Below are 17,423 nucleotides of genomic sequence, written 5' to 3'. Positions count from 1 at the left end.
AACATCGGGGCGATTTGGGCGACCCGAATGCCTAATCTTCGAACTGCTAGTAACAGGACCGGTGCGTGATCGGGCACGTTGCCTCAGGGGAAGGGAACGAGCATGCGGAGCATGCACAGCAAGCTGCGAATCGGGGGGCTAGCGGCGGTGGTCAGCGCGACCACGCTGGTGCTCCCCCTCTTCGCCATGGGTGCGGCCCAGGCGGCCGCCACGGCAGATCTGACCATCACCAAGACCGTCAGCGTCGCCAAGACCGGCACGATCATCGAGGCGTCCGACTTCATTCCCGCGCTCAGCGACACCAGCGGCGCGGCCACGGTCGAGTTCACCGACAGCGGCCTGCACGTGACAACGGCCGACAACGCCGCACACGCCGCCGAGCACTGGGCGTTGGATGCTCCGATGCCGAGTGCGGTCACGTTGAACTGGACGGGGCCAGCGCCCAAGCCTGGTTCGCACATCATGTTCGACGTCGACCACACCTTCGGCAACGGCAACGACTACAACGTGCTGGTGGGTGAAGACGTCTACGGCGGCGACTTCTGGTACACCGGCGGCACGACCCGTGCGGCCACTCGCGGCATCACCTGCCCGTCCACGGCCGCAGGTTCTGGATCCGACTGTCACGGCACGCTCGCCCAGTGGAAGACCGCCGTCCCGAACGGCCACATGTACGCAGCCGGGTTCTCATTGGGCACGGGTGCGGTCGGCAACGGCTACATCACGAGCATGACCTACGACTCGACCCGGTTCGACTTCGGAGGGTTCGCCTCGTCGGTCCAGGCGGCACCCGGCAGCACGGTCGAGTACAAGCTGACGGTCACCAACAGCGGTTCTGCCGCGATGGCCACCAGCGTCGTCGTCACCGACACGCTCCCGGCCGACCTCACCTATGTCTCCGGCTCGCTCGTCGACAACGGCAACGGGTGTGCGTTCGTCGCCAAGACGCTCACCTGCAACGCCGGCTCGTTCCCTCCGGGCATCTCGACGACCATCAAGTTCAAGGCCAAGCTCAGCAGCACGGTCACGAGCAACGGGCTGCAGCCCAAGGTCGGCCACATCGTGGACGTCCAGAAGCAGGAGGTCTTCGCCAACCTGCCGGCCAACGGCCTGCCGCAGACCTTCAACGTCATGTGCCCGGCGGGCTACACGCCCACGGACGGCGGCCTGCTCCTCGACGCCGTCGACCAGGGCGGCTACTACTCCGACATCGTCACCTCCGTCAGCAAGCCCATCAACGTCTCCGGCATCGACGGCTGGACGGTGTCGGCCACCAACCTCGGCGAGGAGCGCGGCCAGGGCAAGGTCAAGGTCACCTGCCTCGGCAGCTCCACCGGTTCGAGCGACGGCCACAGCCACGCGATCCAGGTCGTCGGGTCCGACCTTGGCTCCGGCACCATCTCCGCCTTCGAGGGCACCGACACCGTGACCCGCACCTGCCCGACCGGCTACACGCCGATCGCCCCGCAGTTCACGGTGACGAGCGGCATCGCCGTCATGCGGACGTCGATCGCCGCCGCCAACACCTGGAAGTGGACGGTCGACCACGAGGCGGGGGCAGCCGTGACGTTCGGTCTCTCCTGCCTCGCTCCGCAGGCCCAAGCCTCGAACGGCCACATGGCGTCCCTCGGGGTGTCGACCCAGAGCGACACCCTCTCACTGGCGCCCGAGACTCGGGACGAGGGCGTGCAGCAGTGCCTGCCGGAGTCGAAGGCGATCACCGGTGGCTACGAGGGCATGGACGAGAACGTCCTCTCGCTGGGCAAGGAGCAGCGGGGCAACAACTACATGTTCCGCTTCTACAACGACGACTGGGAGCTGGCGCACAACGCGAAGATCCAGGTCACGTGCGTTGCCGACCGGACGCCGGACGAGCCGCGGTACTACCACGTCACGAACACGGCGACGGTGCAATCGCCTGACGACCCGAGCGCGAGCTCCTCGTCAGCCGACATCGCTGTGGTCGGTGACCCGGTGGACTCCGTCGACGGCGTGATGGTCGGGGGGACCGGGTCCCGCACGGGCTGGCCGGTGAAGAAGGTCAACATCACTGTCACCTGCATCTCGGCCTGCGCGTTCACGGTCAAGGTGATCAAGAACGGCGACGTGGTGGCCAAGGCGACCAAGTCGTTCTCGGCTTCGCCCGCCCCGCGGCCGGTCGCGGTGCCGACGACCAGCGCCGGCAAGCACCTCAACGCCGGTCAGGTCACGGTCAAGGTGAAGACAGCAGACGACACCGTCACCAAGACGGTCACGCTCAGCTGACCCAGCACCACCTCGAGTCCCCCGTCCCCGCTCCAGGGGGCGGGGGACTCGCCATGTCCGGGCGGTGCAGCCCGGCTACGGCGTGAGCTTCTCCGTGGTGAGCGACTCGACCAGGGCGCGCAGGTCCTCCTCGGACGCGGAGCCGTAGACCAGCACGGTCTCCTCGCCGAGCTCTGCGGCGAACGCGTGGTCGCCGCCGGGGTCGGAGTACGTCTGCCACTCCGGCGCGACCGTGCCGGAGATCTGCACGGGGTCGCCCTCGGTGGCGTCGGCGCCGACGTAGGTGTCCACGAGCTCGGCCGCCGACCGGTCCTCCTGGTGGAGTCCGGCGAACCGGTCGTCGGCCGTGGTCATCGCCAGGTCGAGGACCGGCCGCTCCCCCGGCGTGAACGACGCGTCCTTGACGTACCAGCCCTCGGGCAGTTGCGCCGGGTACGCCGGCGTGAGACCGACCTGCTGCACGCTGGTGACCAGCGCGAGGTAGTCGATGGGCTCGGGCTCGTAGGTGGGGGTCTCGCGGAACGCGCCGCGGAAGAGCACGATGCCGATCACGACGAGCACGAGCACGATGATCGAGCCGATGAGCCCACCCGTGGTGCGCGGATAGCGGCCGGGCCGGCCGGTCGGGGTCGTGTCGGTCACCGGCCCATCCTCCCAGTTGGGGCACCCCACTAACCTCGCCGGGTGCTGCTCGTCGACCTCGTGCCCCTCGCGGCACTGCTGGTCCTGCTCGCCACGGCGTACGCCCATCCGTCCGCCCGCGTCGAGCTCGCGGTCGGCCTCCTCGCCGCCGCGGCCGTGCTCCCGACCGGCATCGTGACGCGCGACGACGTCGAGTCGACGCTGCGGCACCTGGGCCCGGTCGTGGCGTTCCTGGTGACGATCCTGATCGTGGCCGACGTGTGTGCGCGCGCCGGCCTGTTCGCCGCGGCGGCCGCACGGGTCCGCGCCGTCAGCGGTGGCCGACCGGCGCTGCTGTTCACCGGCGTCTTCCTCCTCGCGGCCGCCATCACGGTCGGCCTCAGCCTCGACGCCACCGTCGTCCTGCTGACCCCCGTGGTCCTGGCGGCAGCCGCCGCCGCAGGCACGAGCCGGCGACCCGGCGCCTACGCCTGCCTGCGGATGGCCAACTCAGCCTCCCTGCTGCTCCCGGTCTCCAACCTCACCAACCTGCTCGCCATGCCGCACCTCGACCTGACGTTCGGGGGCTTCGCGCTCGTGATGGGACCGGTGCTCGCCGTCGTGCTCGTCGTGGAGTACGCCGTGCTGCGGCTGCTGTTCCGCCGTGAGCTCACGGCCGCTCCGTCACCTCGTCGCGACGAGCCCGCCCCCGAGCTGCCGTGGGTCCCGGTGATGGTCGTGACGCTGATGCTGGTCGGCTTCGGCGTCGGGTCCCCCCTCGGGGTCGAGCCGTTCTGGATCTCGACCGCCGCCGCGGTCGCACTGGTCGGCTGGGCCGCCCGCCGGCGGATGCTGACCCTCCCGCAGGCCGCCCACGCCGCCCACCCGGCGTTCGCGGTCTTCGTCCTGTGCCTCGGCGTCGTCGTCGCCGCCCTGGCCGAGGGCCCGCTGGGCGACCGGATCGCCGACCTGGTGCCGGCCGGCACCTCGTTCACCGACCTGTTGGCGATCGCCGTCCTGGCGACCGTGCTCGCCAACCTGCTGACGAACCTCTCGGCCACGCTGCTCGTCGTGCCGCTGGTCGCGCCGCTCGGGGAGACCGCCGTGCTCGCGGCGCTGCTCGGGCTCAACATCGGGTCCGGGCTGACCTACACCGGGTCGCTGGCCAACCTGCTCTGGCGCCGTGGCCTGGTGCGCCTCGGCGAGCGCCCCTCGATGCGCGACTTCCACCGCGTCTCCTTGGTGGCCACCCCGGTGAGCCTGGTCGCCGCAGTCGCGGCTCTCGCACTCGTGACTTGACGCATCTGCGGGGATTCATGGCGCAAACAACCGCAGATGCGGCATCATCCACGCATGACGACGTACCGGGTGGCGGAGGCGGCCGAGCTGCTCGGCGTCAGCGACGACACGCTCCGCCGGTGGGTCGAGGCGGGCCGCGTGTCGACCCGCCAGGAGGACGGTCGCACGGTCGTGCCCGGGCCCGACCTCGCCGCCCTGGCCGAGTCGCTCGCCGACCATCCTGACCGGGAGGCCACCCGGGCCGCGTCCGTCAGCGCCCGCAACCGACTGACCGGCATCGTGACGCGGGTCAAGAGGGACACCGTCATGGCGCAGGTCGAGATGGTCTGCGGGCCCTACCGGCTCGTCTCGCTGATGAGCTCGGAGGCCGCCGACGAGCTCGGGCTCGAGCCCGGCGTCCGGGCCATCGCCTCGGTGAAGTCCACCAACGTCGTGGTCGAGCGACCATGAGACGCCTGGCGCCCGCGGCGGCCTCCGTCGCCCTCCTGCTGTCGCTCGCCGGCTGCGGCGGCTCGGACGACGAGGCGACGACGCTGACCGTCTACGCCGCCGCCTCCCTCACCTCGACCTTCGAGCAGCTCGCGGACGAGTTCGAGCAGGAGCACCCCGGCACCGAGGTCCAGCTCAGCTTCGGCGGCTCCTCCGACCTCGTCACCCAGATCAAGGAGGGCGCTCACGCCGACGTGTTCGCCTCCGCCGACCTCGCGACCATGCAGAAGCTCACCGACGACGACCTGGCCGACGGCGACCCTCAGGACTTCGCGACGAACACCCTCGAGATCGCCGTGCCGCCCGGGAACCCGGCCGGCATCACCGGCCTGGCGGACCTGGCGACGCCCGGCGTCAACCTGGTGGTCTGTGCCCCGGAGGTCCCGTGCGGCGCGGCCACCCGCGCCGTCGCCGACGCGGCCGGCGTGGCGCTCAGCCCGGTCAGCGAGGAGCAGTCGGTGACCGACGTGCTCGCCAAGGTGACCTCGGGCGAGGCCGACGCGGGACTGGTCTACCGCACCGACGTGCAGGCCGCGGGCGAGGACGTCCGGGGCATCGAGCTCCCCGAGGCCGACTCGGCGGTCAACACCTATCCGATCGTCGTGGTCCAGGGGGCCGACGAGGCCGCGCTCGCGCACGAGTTCGTCGACCTGGTGCTGGGCGCCGCCGGTCAGCAGGTGCTCGCGGACGCGGGCTTCGGACCGCCGTGATCCCCCGCTGGATCTACGTCCCGGCCGCGCTCGGGACGGTGCTCGTGGTGCTCCCGCTCGCCGGGATGGCCTCGCGCGTGGCGTGGGGCGACTTCCTCGGGCTGGTGACCTCCGACTCGGCCCTGACGGCGCTCTCCCTGAGCCTGCGGACCTCGCTGGCCAGCACGCTGCTGTGCGTGCTGCTGGGCGCGCCGATGGCGCTGGTGCTGGCCCGTACGACGTTCCCGGGCCAGGGCGTCGTCCGAGCGCTGGTGCTGCTGCCCCTGGTCCTCCCGCCCGTGGTCGGCGGCATCGCACTGCTCTACACGTTCGGGCGGCGTGGGCTGCTCGGCGACCAGCTCGACGTGCTCGGGATCCAGGTGGCGTTCTCGACCACGGCGGTCGTGCTCGCCCAGACGTTCGTGTCGCTGCCGTTCCTGGTCGTGAGCCTCGAGGGAGCGCTGCGCACGGCGGGCCAGCGCTACGAGATCGTCGCCGCCACGCTGGGTGCTCGGCCGACGACGGTGCTGCGCCGGGTCACGCTCCCGCTGGTGCTGCCTGGTCTGGTGTCGGGAGCGGTGCTGGCGTTCGCCCGCTCGCTCGGGGAGTTCGGGGCCACGATCACCTTCGCGGGCAGCCTCGAAGGCACCACCCGCACCCTGCCGCTCTACATCTACAACCTCCGGGTCACCGACCCCGAGGCCGCCGTGGCGATGTCGCTGGTGCTCGTCGTGGTCGCCGTGGCCGTCGTCGGCCTGGCCAGCAGGCGGGGACGGGTCGGTGAGCGCCCGTGACGCTCGAGATCGCCGCCGCACTGACGGACCGCGACGTCGAGGTGGCCATCGAGGTGGCCGAGGGCGAGACGGTCGCGCTGCTGGGTCCCAACGGCGCCGGCAAGTCGAGCGTGCTCGGTCTCGCCGCCGGCACGCTGCGGCCCGACCGCGGTCGGGTGGTCCTCGACGGTCGAGAGCTCGCCAGCGAGCGCCGGTTCGTCCCGCCGCACGATCGCCGGGTGGCCCTGCTCGCCCAGGACCCGCTGCTGTTCCCTCACCTGAGCGTGCTCGACAACGTCGCGTTCGGGCCGCGCAGCCGCGGTCGCGGACACCGGGCGGCCCGCGAGGCCGCCGCGCACTGGCTCGGCGAGGTCGATGCCGCCGACCTGGCCGACCGGCGCCCGGCCAGCCTCTCAGGCGGACAGGCCCAGCGGGTGGCAGTAGCGCGCGCGCTCGCGGCCGATCCCCGGGTGCTGCTGCTCGACGAGCCGATGGCGGCATTGGACGTCGCCGTCGCGCCGGCGCTGCGCCAGACGCTGCGCCGCGTCCTCGCCGAGCGCACCGCGCTGCTGGTCACCCACGACGTCCTCGACGCGCTGCTCCTCGCCGATCGCGTCGTCGTGCTCGAGGCCGGCCGGGTCGTCGAGGACGGACCGAGCGCCGAGGTGCTCTCCCGGCCACGCAGCCCGTTCGCCGCCCGGATCGCCGGCCTGAACATGGTCAGCGGCACCTGGGACGACGGCGCGGTGCTCGACGCCGACGGCGTCGCCATCCGCGGCCTCGCGGCGGAGGTCGGGCCCGGCCCCGGCGAGCGCGTCGTCGCGGTGTTCCGGCCGAGCGCGGTCTCGGTGTTCCGCGAGGCGCCCGGCGGCAGTCCCCGCAACAGCCTCGCGGTCACGATCACCGACCTCGAGCCCCACGGGGACCAGGTCCGGGTGCGCGCCGGCCACCTCGCGGCCGACGTGACGCTGCCCTCCGTGGCCGAGCTCGACCTGGCACCCGGCGTACGGGTGGTGTTCGCCGTCAAGGCGAGTGAGGTCTCCGTCTACCCCATCTGACGTTGGCTACAGTCCCCCCATGCCTCTCTCCCCCGACAGCCAGGCCCCCGACCGCAACCTGGCCCTCGAGCTGGTCCGGGTCACCGAGGCGGCTGCGATGGCCGCCGGCCGCTGGGTGGGCCGCGGGGACAAGAACGGCGCGGACGGCGTCGCGGTCAACGCGATGCGGGTGATGATCTCGACGATCGGGATGAACGGCACCGTCGTGATCGGCGAGGGCGAGAAGGACAACGCCCCGATGCTCTACAACGGAGAGCAGGTCGGCGACGGCACCGGCCCGGAGTGCGACGTCGCGGTCGACCCGATCGACGGCACCACGCTCACGGCCAAGGGCATGACCAACGCGGTCTCGGTGCTCGCGGTCGCTCCGCGCGGGTCGATGTACGACCCCTCGGCGGTGTTCTACATGGAGAAGCTCGTCACCGGTCCCGAGGCCGCCGGGGCCGTCGACATCCGCTACCCGGTCGCCGAGAACATCCACCAGGTCGCCAAGGCCAAGGGCGAGCGGCCCTCCGACGTCACCGTGGTGCTGCTCGACCGACCGCGGCACTCCCAGCTGGTCGAGGAGATCCGGGCGACCGGGGCGATGATCAAGTTCATCTCCGACGGCGACGTGGCCGGCGCGATCATGGCGGCGCGACCCGAGACCGGCATCGACCTGATGCTCGGCATCGGCGGCACGCCCGAGGGCATCATCGCCGCCTGCGCGATGAAGGCGCTCGGCGGCGTGATCCAGGGCCGCCTCTGGCCGCAGGACGACGACGAGCGGCAGCGCGCGATCGACGCGGGGCACGACCTCGACCCCGACCACATCCTGTCGACCGACGACCTGGTCACCGGCGACGACGCCTTCTTCGTCGCCACCGGCATCACCGACGGGGAGCTGCTGCGCGGTGTGCGCTACCGCGCGGACCACGTCACGACGCACTCGCTGGTGATGCGCTCGCGCAGCGGCACGATCCGCTCGATCACCTCCGAGCACCAGCTGCAGAAGCTACGCGCTTTTGCCGCGATCGACTTCGACAGCTGAGACCTCGCTGGTGCGCAGCAGCGCACCGCTCACCACGTCGATCACCCGCGGGTCGAAGGCCATCCCGAGGTGGGAGGCGGTCACCTCGACCGCACGGGCCAACGGGTCGACGCAGGCGCGCCAGTCGACGATGCCGTCGCGCTTGGAGTAGACCGCGGTGAAGTCGACCCCGGCCGGCACCGGCTGCCGGCTCTCGCCGAAGCTCTGCTGGGCACACGAGCCGGCGACGCACTCCTCGGACATCAGGCCCGGGATGCCGGCCTTGCTGAGCCGCACGAGCAGGTCGACGCTGGCCGCCAGGGACGGGTGGTGGGCGCCGGGCGCAAGCATCGGGCTGCCCATCGTGACGATGTTGGACACCAGGTCGGGGCGGCGTACGGCGATGCCGCGGGCGAGCATGCCGCCGAGGCTGTGGCCCACGATCTGGACCCGCGAGCCGCGGCGCAGCGCGATCGCCTCGAGCCGGGTCTCGAGCTGGGCGGCGGCGTTGAGCGTGCACCCGATGTTGGCGTGGATCTGCGAGCGGTAGGTGCGGAATCCCTGGGCGCGCAGCGCGCGCGACATCAGGGACAACGTGCCGTCACCGGCCAGGAACCCCGGGACGAGGATCACCGGGTCGCCGTGGCGGCTGGCGGGGCGGGCGGCGTACGGCGTCGCCCGCCGGGCCCGGCGCTCGCCCACGGCACGGAGCGCGAACCGGCCGGCCTCGAGCACGGCGCTGCCCTCGCGCAGGACCGCGGCCGGAGTGGGGCACGCGAAGCCCTCCGGGAGGAGGAAGTCGGCCAGTGTGCTCGAGGTCACATGCGCCACGGTAGGGCCTTTCTGCCCATAGTGCCGGGCAATCGCCGAATCAATCCGGCCGTGCCCCGTCCCTTTCTGTTTCAACCGGACCAGGGTCCTGGTTGACTGGGCGCGTGGCCCGAGCATCCGGTACCCCCACCGGCGCGGGGGAAACTCCCCCGCCGGTGACGCGCGCGCCGGTCCAGACCTCCGAGGAGCTCTTCGCGCCCGTGGGCAACGGGATCGAGCTGTGCTACCAGACCTTCGGAGACCCCGACGGCGACCCGCTGCTGCTGGTGATGGGCCTCGGCGGTCCGATGAACTGGTGGGATCCCGACCTGTGCCGGGCGCTGGCCCGCGCCGGGTTCTACGTGGTCCGTTACGACAACCGCGACACCGGTCGCTCCACGGTCCTCGAGGGAAAGGTGAGCCGGGCGACGCTGGTCCGCGCCTTCGGCGGGGCCCGGGTGCGGACGCCGTACGACATGCGCGACCTGGCCGAGGACGCCTTCGGGCTGCTCGACCACCTCGGCCTGCCGGCCGCGCACGTGGCCGGGGTGTCGATGGGCGGCATGATCGTCCAGACGATGGCGATCACCCACCCCCAGCGGGTGCTCTCGATGACCAGCATCATGTCGACGACCGGCAAGCGCACGGTCGGGTGGCAGCACCCCTCGCTCCTGCCGGCCCTGCTGGGGGGACGGCGGCCGGGCCGAGCGGCCTACGTGAGGAGCAGCGTCGCGATCTGGACGCTGATCGGCTCGCCGGGCTATCCGCAGACCCGCGAGCAGGTCGAGGAGCGCGCGAACGAGACCTACGACCGCGGCGTCAGCGCGGAGGGCGTGCTGCGCCAGATGCTGGCCGTCATCACCCAGCCGAGCCGCGGCGAGCGGCTGCGCAGCGTCCGGGTGCCGACGCTGGTCATCCACGGCCTGGCCGACAAGATGGTGCACGTCTCGGGCGGGCGCGCCACCGCCGCCGCCGTACCCGGCGCGGAGCTGCTGCTCATCGACGGCATGGGCCACGACCTGCCCCGCGAGCTGTTCGGCACGTTCGTCGCCGGCCTCCGGCGTACGGCTGACCGAGCGCTGAAATGACGTTGACCCGCCCGAAAGTTTCGGGCGGGTCAACGTCGTGGTGCTAGGCGGAGAGGCGCTCGCCGGTCTCGGTGTCGAAGACGTGGACGTTCTTCGGGTCGGTCGTCACGTACATCGTGTCGCCCTTCTGCGGGTGGTCACGACCGGCGACGCGGATCACGATGCTGCTCGGCGTGCCCTCGACACCACAGGTGCCGTGGATGAACGCGTCGGCGCCGTGGTCCTCGACCACCGTGACCTTGACCGGCAGGCCGGCCTCGCCGTTGCCGACCACGCGCCACGCCTCGGGGCGGACGCCGACGGTGATGTTGCCCTGCATGCGCGCGGCGGCGGCCTCGTCGACGGGGACGAGGTAGGTGCCGATCTTGGCCTGCCGGTTCTCGGCGACGGCGTTCATCAGGTTCATCTGCGGCGAGCCGATGAAGCCGGCGACGAACAGGTTGACGGGCCGGTCGTAGAGCGCCAGCGGGGTGTCGACCTGCTGGAGGACGCCCTCGCTCATGACGGCGACGCGGTCACCCATCGTCATGGCCTCGACCTGGTCGTGGGTGACGTAGACGGTCGTGACGCCGAGGTCCTGCTGGAGCTTGGCGATGTCGGTGCGGGTCTGCACGCGCATCTTGGCGTCGAGGTTCGACAGCGGCTCGTCCATGCAGAAGACCTGCGGCTGGCGCACGATCGCGCGGCCCATGGCGACGCGCTGGCGCTGACCACCGGAGAGCGCCTTCGGCTTGCGGTCGAGGTAGTCGGTCAGGCCCAGGATCTTGGCCGCCTCCTGGACGCGCTTGTTGCGCTCCTCGGTGGGGACCTTGGCCATCTTCAGCGCGAAGGCCATGTTGTCCGCGACGGTCATGTGCGGGTAGAGCGCGTAGTTCTGGAACACCATCGCGATGTCCCGGTCCTTCGGCGGCATGTTGGTGATGTCGCGGTCACCGATGAAGATCTTGCCCTTGTTGACCTCTTCGAGGCCGGCGAGCATCCGCAGGGTGGTGGACTTACCGCAACCGGAGGGACCGACGAGGACCACGAACTCCCCGTCGCCGATCTCGAGCGAGATGCCCGGGACCGCTGGCTTGTCGGTACCGGGGTACCAACGCTGAGCCTCTTCGAACCTGACTGTGGCCATGCTGGAACAACTCCTTCACCGGCAGGTACGTGCCGGACGATCCGTCGTAAAGGTGAGCACCGTCACCGTACCGGCGCGGCGGTACCCGTGGGGAGTACCTCCGTCAGTTGTTCCCCGGGTAGTTAGTCCCGGCCCCGGCAGACGCCGCTAGTGCGGGCGGCGCACGACCCCCTTGGTACGGCGGCTTCGCGGCGGGCCCTTGCGCACGACGGTGACCGCGCCCATCACGGCCGCGCCGCGGACCCGGACCACCGGGGAGTCGGCGTCGATGCGTGGCTCGACCTTGTCGCGTGCCTGCTCGAAGGCGCCCATGATGCCCATGCCCTCGACGACCACCCTGGTCCGCTCGTTGACGATCACGTCGATGCCGCCCATGAGGGTGTTCGCGGTGATCACGACCTCGCGGCCGGTGAAGACGGCCTCGCGCAGGTCGATGTCCACGCCGCCCATCACGCAGAACACGCTGTGGGTCGGCCCGACCTCCCAGACGCCCTTGCGGCTCGTCCCGCTCATCACGGCGACCGAGGAGTCGTAGCGGACGGCCGGCGTCATCGGCCCCGTCATCGGCCCCGTCATGGGCCCCGTCATGGGCCCCGTCATCGGCCGCTGGGCGGGTGGCATGTGCGGGGGCCGCTGCACCGGGAGGTCGTGGGTGATCGGCCACAGGTCGGCGTACGTGCGGGCGGCGTACGTCGCCTCCAGCCGCTCGTCGAGCTCGTCCAGCTCGAGGCGCCCCTCACCGGCTGCCTGCCGCAGCACCTCGGCCACCTGGTGCCGATCGGCGTCGGAGATCCGCAGGCGGGTGGGATCGTGCTCGAGAGGTCCCTCCATGACCGCCAGCGTAGTCGGAGGTCTACGCTGACGGTTCGTGGCGCAAGATCCCGAGTTCCTGTACTCCGACCTCCTGCCGATCGGCCCCGACGAGACGCCGTACCGGCTGATCACGACCGAGGGCGTCTCCACGTTCAAGGCCAGCGGGCAGACGTTCCTCCAGGTCTCACCGGAGGCCATCCAGCGGCTGACCGCCGAGGCGATGCACGACATCGCCCACTACCTGCGGCCCGCGCACCTGGCGCAGCTGCGCAAGATCATCGACGACCCGGAGGCCTCCGGCAACGACCGGTTCGTGGCGCTCGACCTGCTGAAGAACGTCAACATCTCCGCCGGCGGCGTCCTGCCGATGTGCCAGGACACCGGCACCGCGATCGTGATGGGCAAGAAGTCCGAGGGCGTGCTGACCGGCGCGGACGACGGCGAGGCGATCTCGCGCGGCGTCTACGACGCCTACACCAAGCTCAACCTGCGCTACTCCCAGCTCGCGCCGCTGACCACGTACGAGGAGAAGAACACCGGCAGCAACCTGCCGGCGCAGATCGAGATCTACTCCACGCCCTCGCACGGCGTGCCGGAGTACAAGTTCCTGTTCATGGCCAAGGGCGGCGGCTCGGCGAACAAGTCGTTCCTGTTCCAGGAGACCAAGGCCGTCCTCAACCCGCAGCGGATGCTGAGCTTCCTCGACGAGAAGATCCGCTCGCTCGGCACGGCCGCGTGCCCGCCGTACCACCTCGCGATCGTGATCGGCGGGACCTCCGCGGAGTTCGCGATGAAGACCGCGAAGTACGCCTCCGCCCACTACCTCGACAACCTCCCGACCTCGGGCGACATGTCGGCGCACGGCTTCCGCGACCTCGAGCTCGAGCAGCAGGTCTTCGAGCTCACCCAGTCCTTCGGCATCGGCGCGCAGTTCGGCGGCAAGTACTTCTGCCACGACGTGCGGGTGGTGCGGCTGCCGCGCCACGGCGCGTCCTGCCCGGTCGCGATCGCGGTCTCGTGCTCGGCCGACCGGCAGGCGCTCGGCAAGATCACGCCCGAGGGCGTGTTCCTCGAGCAGCTCGAGACGGACCCGGCGCACTACATGCCCGACGCGGGCGTCGCCGAGGACATCTCGGGCGGCGAGGTGGTGAAGATCGACCTCAACCGGCCGATGGCCGAGGTGCTCGCCGAGCTGCGGAAGTACCCCGTCAAGACGCGGCTCTCGCTGACCGGCCCGCTCGTGGTCGCCCGCGACATCGCGCACGCGAAGATCAAGGAGCGCCTCGACGCCGGCGAGGAGATGCCGGCGTACCTGCGCGACCACCCCGTCTACTACGCCGGCCCGGCCAAGACGCCTGAGGGCATGGCGTCGGGGTCGTTCGGCCCCACGACGGCCGGGCGGATGGACTCCTACGTCGAGCAGTTCCAGGCCGCCGGTGGCTCGATGGTGATGCTCGCCAAGGGCAACCGCTCCAAGGCGGTCACCGACGCGTGCGCCGCGCACGGCGGGTTCTACCTCGGCTCGATCGGCGGCCCCGCCGCTCGGCTGGCCCAGGACTGCATCAAGAGCCAGGAGGTGCTGGAGTACCCCGAGCTCGGCATGGAGGCGGTCTGGAAGATCGAGGTCGAGGACTTCCCGGCGTTCATCGTCGTCGACGACAAGGGCAACGACTTCTTCACCGACCCCGGCGGGACCGTCACCGTGCCGCTGAGCTCGATCGGCCCGGCCGGCGTACGGGTGCGCTCCGCGGAGTAGCGCTCAGCCGCCGGCGGGGTCCGGGGCGCGTCATACGAACCGGCTGTCCCGACGACCACCTCGTACGACGTCCACCGCCGACCCCCGGGGACGTCATACGAACCGGCTGCCCCGACGACCACCTCGTACGACGTCCGCCACGCACGCCCGGTCAGGCCGCCGAGGCCGAGGCGGGGTTCCAACCCGATCGCTGAAGCGCCTCCGCGATCTGGGCGAAGAACTCCTCCGGGCGCGCCCGGAGCCCGATCACCGGCAGGCGCAAGACGACGTCCCCGTCGATCGCGAGCCGGTTGTGACGAAGCGCCTCGTTGACCAGGTTGGCCGCCCACGCGTGTTGCACACCGTCCACCTCCAGAGCGATGTTCCACTGGCTCCACCTGAAGTCGAGGTAGTACGTCCCCTCGCGGGTGCGGCGACACACCTGCTTGTCGGGCTCGGGGATTCCGCGCTCGCGACAGCCGCGGACCACGTCGAGCTCTCCCAACGACTGGACCCCGCCCATGAGCTCGAGGACGACCTCGTTGATCAGAAGCCGACGTCGGTCCCGCCGGACGCGGATCAGCTCGCCGGCGAGCTCAGTGGGTTGCACCACGCTCTGCTGCACGGCCATCGTCAGGAGCAGCTCGGCCTGGCGATCCGACCGGGCCCACAGGGCAGCCCGCACCGCGGCGACGGCTGGCCGGGTGCGCGGAACCCCTCCACGAACGACGTCGTCGGGCATCAGGCGTCGCGTCTGTCGGATGTCGACCCCAGTGCCTCGATGACGGATCCGGGCTCCGCGAGGCACCGAGACGCGGATGCGGGCGACCTCGTAGTGCTCGAGGCCCGCTAGCACCAGCGCCGACTCGCCGTCGATCATGGCTCGCGGCCCACCCTCGAGGACGGCCGCCCAGTGCTGGGCCTCGACGGTCAGTGGGCCTGTGTGCGTGACCAGGCAGTGCCGGCCGAGCAGCTGCCATCGACGAGCCCGCACCTGCCATCTCACCTCGGCGCGCGTGAATCCGATCGCGTAGAGCTGGCGCCGGGCGACGACGGCTGCCTGCTCTTCGACCAGCGAGTCAAGGTCTCGATCGCGTCTCGCCCGACGCTGAACCGGTGCTTCGTCCTGAGTTGTCATGCGCATCAGGCTCCGTCGATGACGAGCGGTCTGCTGGCCCTCGCGACTCGCCTGTGGACAACGACGGCTGGCGCCAAGCTGTGGACACGCAGCGGCTCCTCCGACGGATCCGGGACGTCATACGAACCGGCTGCCCCGACGACCACCTCGTACGACGTCCACGCGGAGCGCAGGAACCCTCGCTGTCGCTCGGGCGTTGCTCCCGATGAGGAGAGGAGAGCGCTATGCAGTGCCCCATCGACGGAGCCGCGCTGGTGATGAGCGAGCGCAGTGGGATCGAGATCGACTACTGCCCGACCTGCCGCGGGGTGTGGCTCGACCGCGGTGAGCTCGACAAGATCATCGAGCGCTCCTACGCCCAGGCCGCACCTCCTCCGGCACCTGCGCCGACGTACGACCGAGGCCGCAGCAACCCGGGGTACCAGCAGGGATACCAGCAGGGCCACTACAAGAAGCGCAAGGAGAGCTGGCTCAGCGAGCTGTTCGACTGATCCCTCCCCCGCGGCCGACGTCGGCCCCTCCGTAGGCTCGGGCGCGTGGAGTACGTCGAGATCGCCCGAGCCGAGACCGAGCGCGGCGAGCTGGTGCTGCGCGAGCGCCGCGACGAGAACGGCCCGACGTCCCTGGAGCTGCGCGCCAACGGCGTCTTCGTGATGGACACCCTCGAGGTGAGCACCGAGCAGGCGCTGGCCGAGTCGGCACTGGCCCAGGTCGAGCACCCACGGGCGGTGATCGTCGCCGGGCTCGGCCTCGGGTTCACGATGCACGCGGTGCTCGCGGACACCCGCGTCGAGAAGGTCGCCGTCGTCGAGATCGAGCAGGCCCTCGTCGACTGGATGCGCGCCGGGACGATCCCCCACGGCCCCGCACTGCTGGCCGACGAGCGCGTCGTCATGGTGGTCGCCGACATCGCGGAGGCGCTGGCCGAGGCGCCACCCTCGTCGTACGACCTGCTGCTGCTCGACGTCGACAACGGCCCGGGCTACCTCGTGCACGACGTCAACGCCGCCCTGTACGAGACCCCGTTCCTCGAGTCCGCGCGCCAGGCGCTGCGGCCGGGCGGGGCGATCGCCGTCTGGTCGGCGGCCGACGCGCCCGAGCTCGCCGACCGGATGCGATCGGTGTTCGGCAACGCGACCGGCTACGGGCACGACGTACGCCTGCAGGACCGCGACGAGACCTACTGGCTGTTCGTGAGCCGGGTACCGTCCGAGGCATGAGCTCCCCCGACTCGGACACCGACGCAGAGTTCCGCATCGAGCACGACAGCATGGGCGAGGTCCGCGTGCCTGCCGCAGCGCTCTGGCGGGCCCAGACCCAGCGAGCGGTCGAGAACTTCCCGATCAGCGGTACGCCGATCGAGCCCGCACTCATCCATGCCATCGGGCGCGTGAAGGCGGCCGCCGCGACCGTGAACGCCGAGCTCGGCGTCCTCGACGGCGAGCGGGCCGCCGCGATCATCACGGCCGCGACCGCGGTCGTCGAGGGTCAGCACGACGACCAGTTCCCGATCGACGTCTTCCAGACCGGGTCGGGCACCAGCTCGAACATGAACGCCAACGAGGTGATCGCCACCCTCGCCCAGCGCGCGGGAACCGACGTCCACCCCAACGACCACGTCAATGCCAGCCAGTCGAGCAACGACACGTTCCCGACCGCGATCCACGTGGCCGCGACGCTGGCGGTGACCGGTGACCTGCTGCCCGCGCTCGACGTGCTCGCGGCGAGCCTCGAGCGCAAGGCCGAGGAGTTCGCAGGCCTGGTGAAGTCCGGGCGCACCCACCTGATGGACGCGACCCCGGTGATGCTGGGCCAGGAGCTCGGCGGCTACGCCGCGACCATCCGGTACGCCGCCGAGCGGCTCGAGTCGGTGCTGCCGCGCGTCCGCGAGCTGCCGCTGGGCGGCACCGCGGTCGGCACCGGCATCAACACGCCTCCCGGCTTCGCCGAGCGCGTGATCGCCGTGCTCGGCGAGAGCGCCGGCGAGCCGTTCACCGAGGCGCGCAACCACTTCGAGGCCCAGGGCACCCGCGACTCACTGGTCGAGCTCAGCGGCGTGCTGCGCACGATCGCGGTGGGGCTGACGAAGATCTGCAACGACCTGCGCTGGATGTCCTCGGGCCCGACGACCGGGCTCGCCGAGATCCACCTGCCCGACCTGCAGCCCGGGTCGAGCATCATGCCCGGCAAGGTCAACCCGGTGCTCCCCGAGGCGACGCTGATGGTCTGCTTCCAGGTGATCGGCAACGACGCCGCCGTCACCGCGGCGGGCGCGAGCGGCGCGTTCGAGCTCAACGTCGCGATGCCCGTGATCGCCCGCAACGTGCTGGAGTCGGCCCGGCTGCTCGCGGCGTCCTCCCGGGTGCTCGCGGAGCGGTGCGTCGACGGCATCACCGCGAACCCCGACCGGATGCGGCAGTACGCCGAGTCCTCGCCGTCGGTCGTCACGCCGCTGAACAAGTACGTCGGCTACGAGGCCGCGGCCAAGATCGCCAAGCAGGCGCTCGCCG

The 17,423-nt window shown here is 71.1% G+C and carries 17 protein-coding genes; 12 read left to right on the top strand and 5 right to left on the bottom strand.

Annotated elements, in window-relative coordinates:
- Positions 1–111: 111 nt before the first annotated feature.
- A complete protein-coding gene (locus Q0L15_RS14990; RefSeq protein WP_296605256.1) occupies positions 112–2,265 on the top strand; it encodes a hypothetical protein in 2,154 nt (717 codons plus the stop codon).
- A gap of 75 nt (positions 2,266–2,340) precedes the next feature.
- On the opposite strand, the gene Q0L15_RS14985 is transcribed toward Q0L15_RS14990, so the two are convergent.
- The gene (locus Q0L15_RS14985; RefSeq protein WP_296605255.1) at positions 2,341–2,907 is read right to left on the bottom strand and encodes a DUF4245 family protein; all 567 of its coding nucleotides are present in this window, start codon (positions 2,905–2,907) and stop codon (positions 2,341–2,343) included.
- 42 nt (positions 2,908–2,949) lie between these two features.
- Here Q0L15_RS14985 and Q0L15_RS14980 point away from each other — a divergent pair, with 42 nt between their 5' ends.
- From Q0L15_RS14980 to glpX, 6 genes are read left to right on the top strand one after another with little or no spacing between them, the layout of a single operon-like run.
- On the top strand, positions 2,950–4,185 hold the full coding sequence (locus Q0L15_RS14980) for an SLC13 family permease (RefSeq protein ID WP_296605254.1): 1,236 nt from the start codon (positions 2,950–2,952) through the stop codon (positions 4,183–4,185).
- Between the two features lie 54 nt (positions 4,186–4,239).
- Positions 4,240–4,635 (top strand): TOBE domain-containing protein, encoded by a 396-nt coding sequence (locus tag Q0L15_RS14975; protein ID WP_296605253.1) that lies wholly within the window; start codon positions 4,240–4,242, stop codon positions 4,633–4,635.
- Entirely contained in the window at positions 4,632–5,384 is a 753-nt protein-coding gene (gene modA / locus Q0L15_RS14970; protein WP_296605252.1) for a molybdate ABC transporter substrate-binding protein, read from the top strand. Before Q0L15_RS14975 ends, modA begins: the two co-directional genes overlap by 4 nt.
- Positions 5,381–6,157, top strand: a complete 777-nt coding sequence (locus tag Q0L15_RS14965; RefSeq protein WP_296605251.1) for an ABC transporter permease — start codon at positions 5,381–5,383, stop codon at positions 6,155–6,157. The genes modA and Q0L15_RS14965 overlap by 4 nt, the downstream gene beginning before the upstream one ends.
- Entirely contained in the window at positions 6,154–7,194 is a 1,041-nt protein-coding gene (locus tag Q0L15_RS14960; protein WP_296605250.1) for an ATP-binding cassette domain-containing protein, read from the top strand. Before Q0L15_RS14965 ends, Q0L15_RS14960 begins: the two co-directional genes overlap by 4 nt.
- 19 nt (positions 7,195–7,213) lie before the next feature.
- Complete coding sequence (gene glpX / locus Q0L15_RS14955; protein WP_296605249.1) at positions 7,214–8,224, top strand: class II fructose-bisphosphatase; 1,011 nt, start codon at positions 7,214–7,216, stop codon at positions 8,222–8,224.
- Here glpX and Q0L15_RS14950 read toward each other — a convergent pair.
- Entirely contained in the window at positions 8,189–9,025 is an 837-nt protein-coding gene (locus tag Q0L15_RS14950; RefSeq protein WP_296605248.1) for an alpha/beta fold hydrolase, read from the bottom strand. The genes glpX and Q0L15_RS14950 overlap by 36 nt on opposite strands.
- 164 nt (positions 9,026–9,189) lie before the next feature.
- Between Q0L15_RS14950 and Q0L15_RS14945 the strand changes: the two genes are divergently transcribed.
- Positions 9,190–10,101, top strand: coding sequence for an alpha/beta fold hydrolase (locus tag Q0L15_RS14945; RefSeq protein ID WP_296605247.1), 912 nt, complete (start codon positions 9,190–9,192; stop codon positions 10,099–10,101).
- 43 nt (positions 10,102–10,144) lie between these two features.
- Here the strand turns inward: Q0L15_RS14945 and ugpC are convergent, their stop codons facing one another.
- Together ugpC and Q0L15_RS14935 are read right to left on the bottom strand one after the other, a co-directional pair.
- Positions 10,145–11,227, bottom strand: coding sequence for a sn-glycerol-3-phosphate ABC transporter ATP-binding protein UgpC (ugpC, locus tag Q0L15_RS14940; RefSeq protein ID WP_296605246.1), 1,083 nt, complete (start codon positions 11,225–11,227; stop codon positions 10,145–10,147).
- A 147-nt stretch (positions 11,228–11,374) separates the two neighbouring features.
- Positions 11,375–12,058: a DUF1707 domain-containing protein gene (locus tag Q0L15_RS14935; RefSeq protein WP_296605245.1), complete on the bottom strand. Its 684-nt coding sequence runs from the start codon at positions 12,056–12,058 to the stop codon at positions 11,375–11,377.
- 37 nt (positions 12,059–12,095) lie between these two features.
- On the opposite strand from Q0L15_RS14935, the gene Q0L15_RS14930 reads away from it, so the two are divergent.
- Positions 12,096–13,796 (top strand): fumarate hydratase, encoded by a 1,701-nt coding sequence (locus tag Q0L15_RS14930; protein ID WP_296605244.1) that lies wholly within the window; start codon positions 12,096–12,098, stop codon positions 13,794–13,796.
- A 151-nt stretch (positions 13,797–13,947) separates the two neighbouring features.
- Here the strand turns inward: Q0L15_RS14930 and Q0L15_RS14925 are convergent, their stop codons facing one another.
- Complete coding sequence (locus Q0L15_RS14925) at positions 13,948–14,781, bottom strand: hypothetical protein (RefSeq protein ID WP_296605243.1); 834 nt, start codon at positions 14,779–14,781, stop codon at positions 13,948–13,950.
- A gap of 356 nt (positions 14,782–15,137) precedes the next feature.
- Between Q0L15_RS14925 and Q0L15_RS14920 the strand changes: the two genes are divergently transcribed.
- The 3 genes from Q0L15_RS14920 to Q0L15_RS14910 all read left to right on the top strand — a co-directional run.
- Positions 15,138–15,404, top strand: a complete 267-nt coding sequence (locus Q0L15_RS14920; RefSeq protein ID WP_296605242.1) for a zf-TFIIB domain-containing protein — start codon at positions 15,138–15,140, stop codon at positions 15,402–15,404.
- A 45-nt stretch (positions 15,405–15,449) separates the two neighbouring features.
- Positions 15,450–16,133: a hypothetical protein gene (locus tag Q0L15_RS14915; RefSeq protein ID WP_296605241.1), complete on the top strand. Its 684-nt coding sequence runs from the start codon at positions 15,450–15,452 to the stop codon at positions 16,131–16,133.
- Positions 16,130–17,423: aspartate ammonia-lyase (locus Q0L15_RS14910; RefSeq protein WP_296605240.1), on the top strand; the 1,294-nt coding region annotated here is incomplete at its 3' end. The genes Q0L15_RS14915 and Q0L15_RS14910, both read left to right, overlap by 4 nt.

Source organism: Nocardioides sp. (genome assembly GCF_024509035.1).
GTDB lineage: Bacteria > Actinomycetota > Actinomycetes > Propionibacteriales > Nocardioidaceae > Nocardioides.
The sequence above is the reverse complement of the archived record's forward strand: the minus strand, read 5'-3'. Positions and strand labels throughout refer to the sequence as shown.

What these genes read in the sequence shown, in the direction of transcription:
- modA (WP_296605252.1), top strand. Translation starts at nt 4,632, where the DNA reads ATGAGACGCCTGGCGCCCGCGGCGGCCTCCGTCGCCCTCCTGCTGTCG.
- ugpC (WP_296605246.1), bottom strand. Translation starts at nt 11,227, where the DNA reads ATGGCCACAGTCAGGTTCGAAGAGGCTCAGCGTTGGTACCCCGGTACC.
- glpX (WP_296605249.1), top strand. Translation starts at nt 7,214, where the DNA reads ATGCCTCTCTCCCCCGACAGCCAGGCCCCCGACCGCAACCTGGCCCTC.
- Q0L15_RS14920 (WP_296605242.1), top strand. Translation starts at nt 15,138, where the DNA reads ATGCAGTGCCCCATCGACGGAGCCGCGCTGGTGATGAGCGAGCGCAGT.
- Q0L15_RS14990 (WP_296605256.1), top strand. Translation starts at nt 112, where the DNA reads ATGCACAGCAAGCTGCGAATCGGGGGGCTAGCGGCGGTGGTCAGCGCG.
- Q0L15_RS14935 (WP_296605245.1), bottom strand. Translation starts at nt 12,058, where the DNA reads ATGGAGGGACCTCTCGAGCACGATCCCACCCGCCTGCGGATCTCCGAC.
- Q0L15_RS14975 (WP_296605253.1), top strand. Translation starts at nt 4,240, where the DNA reads ATGACGACGTACCGGGTGGCGGAGGCGGCCGAGCTGCTCGGCGTCAGC.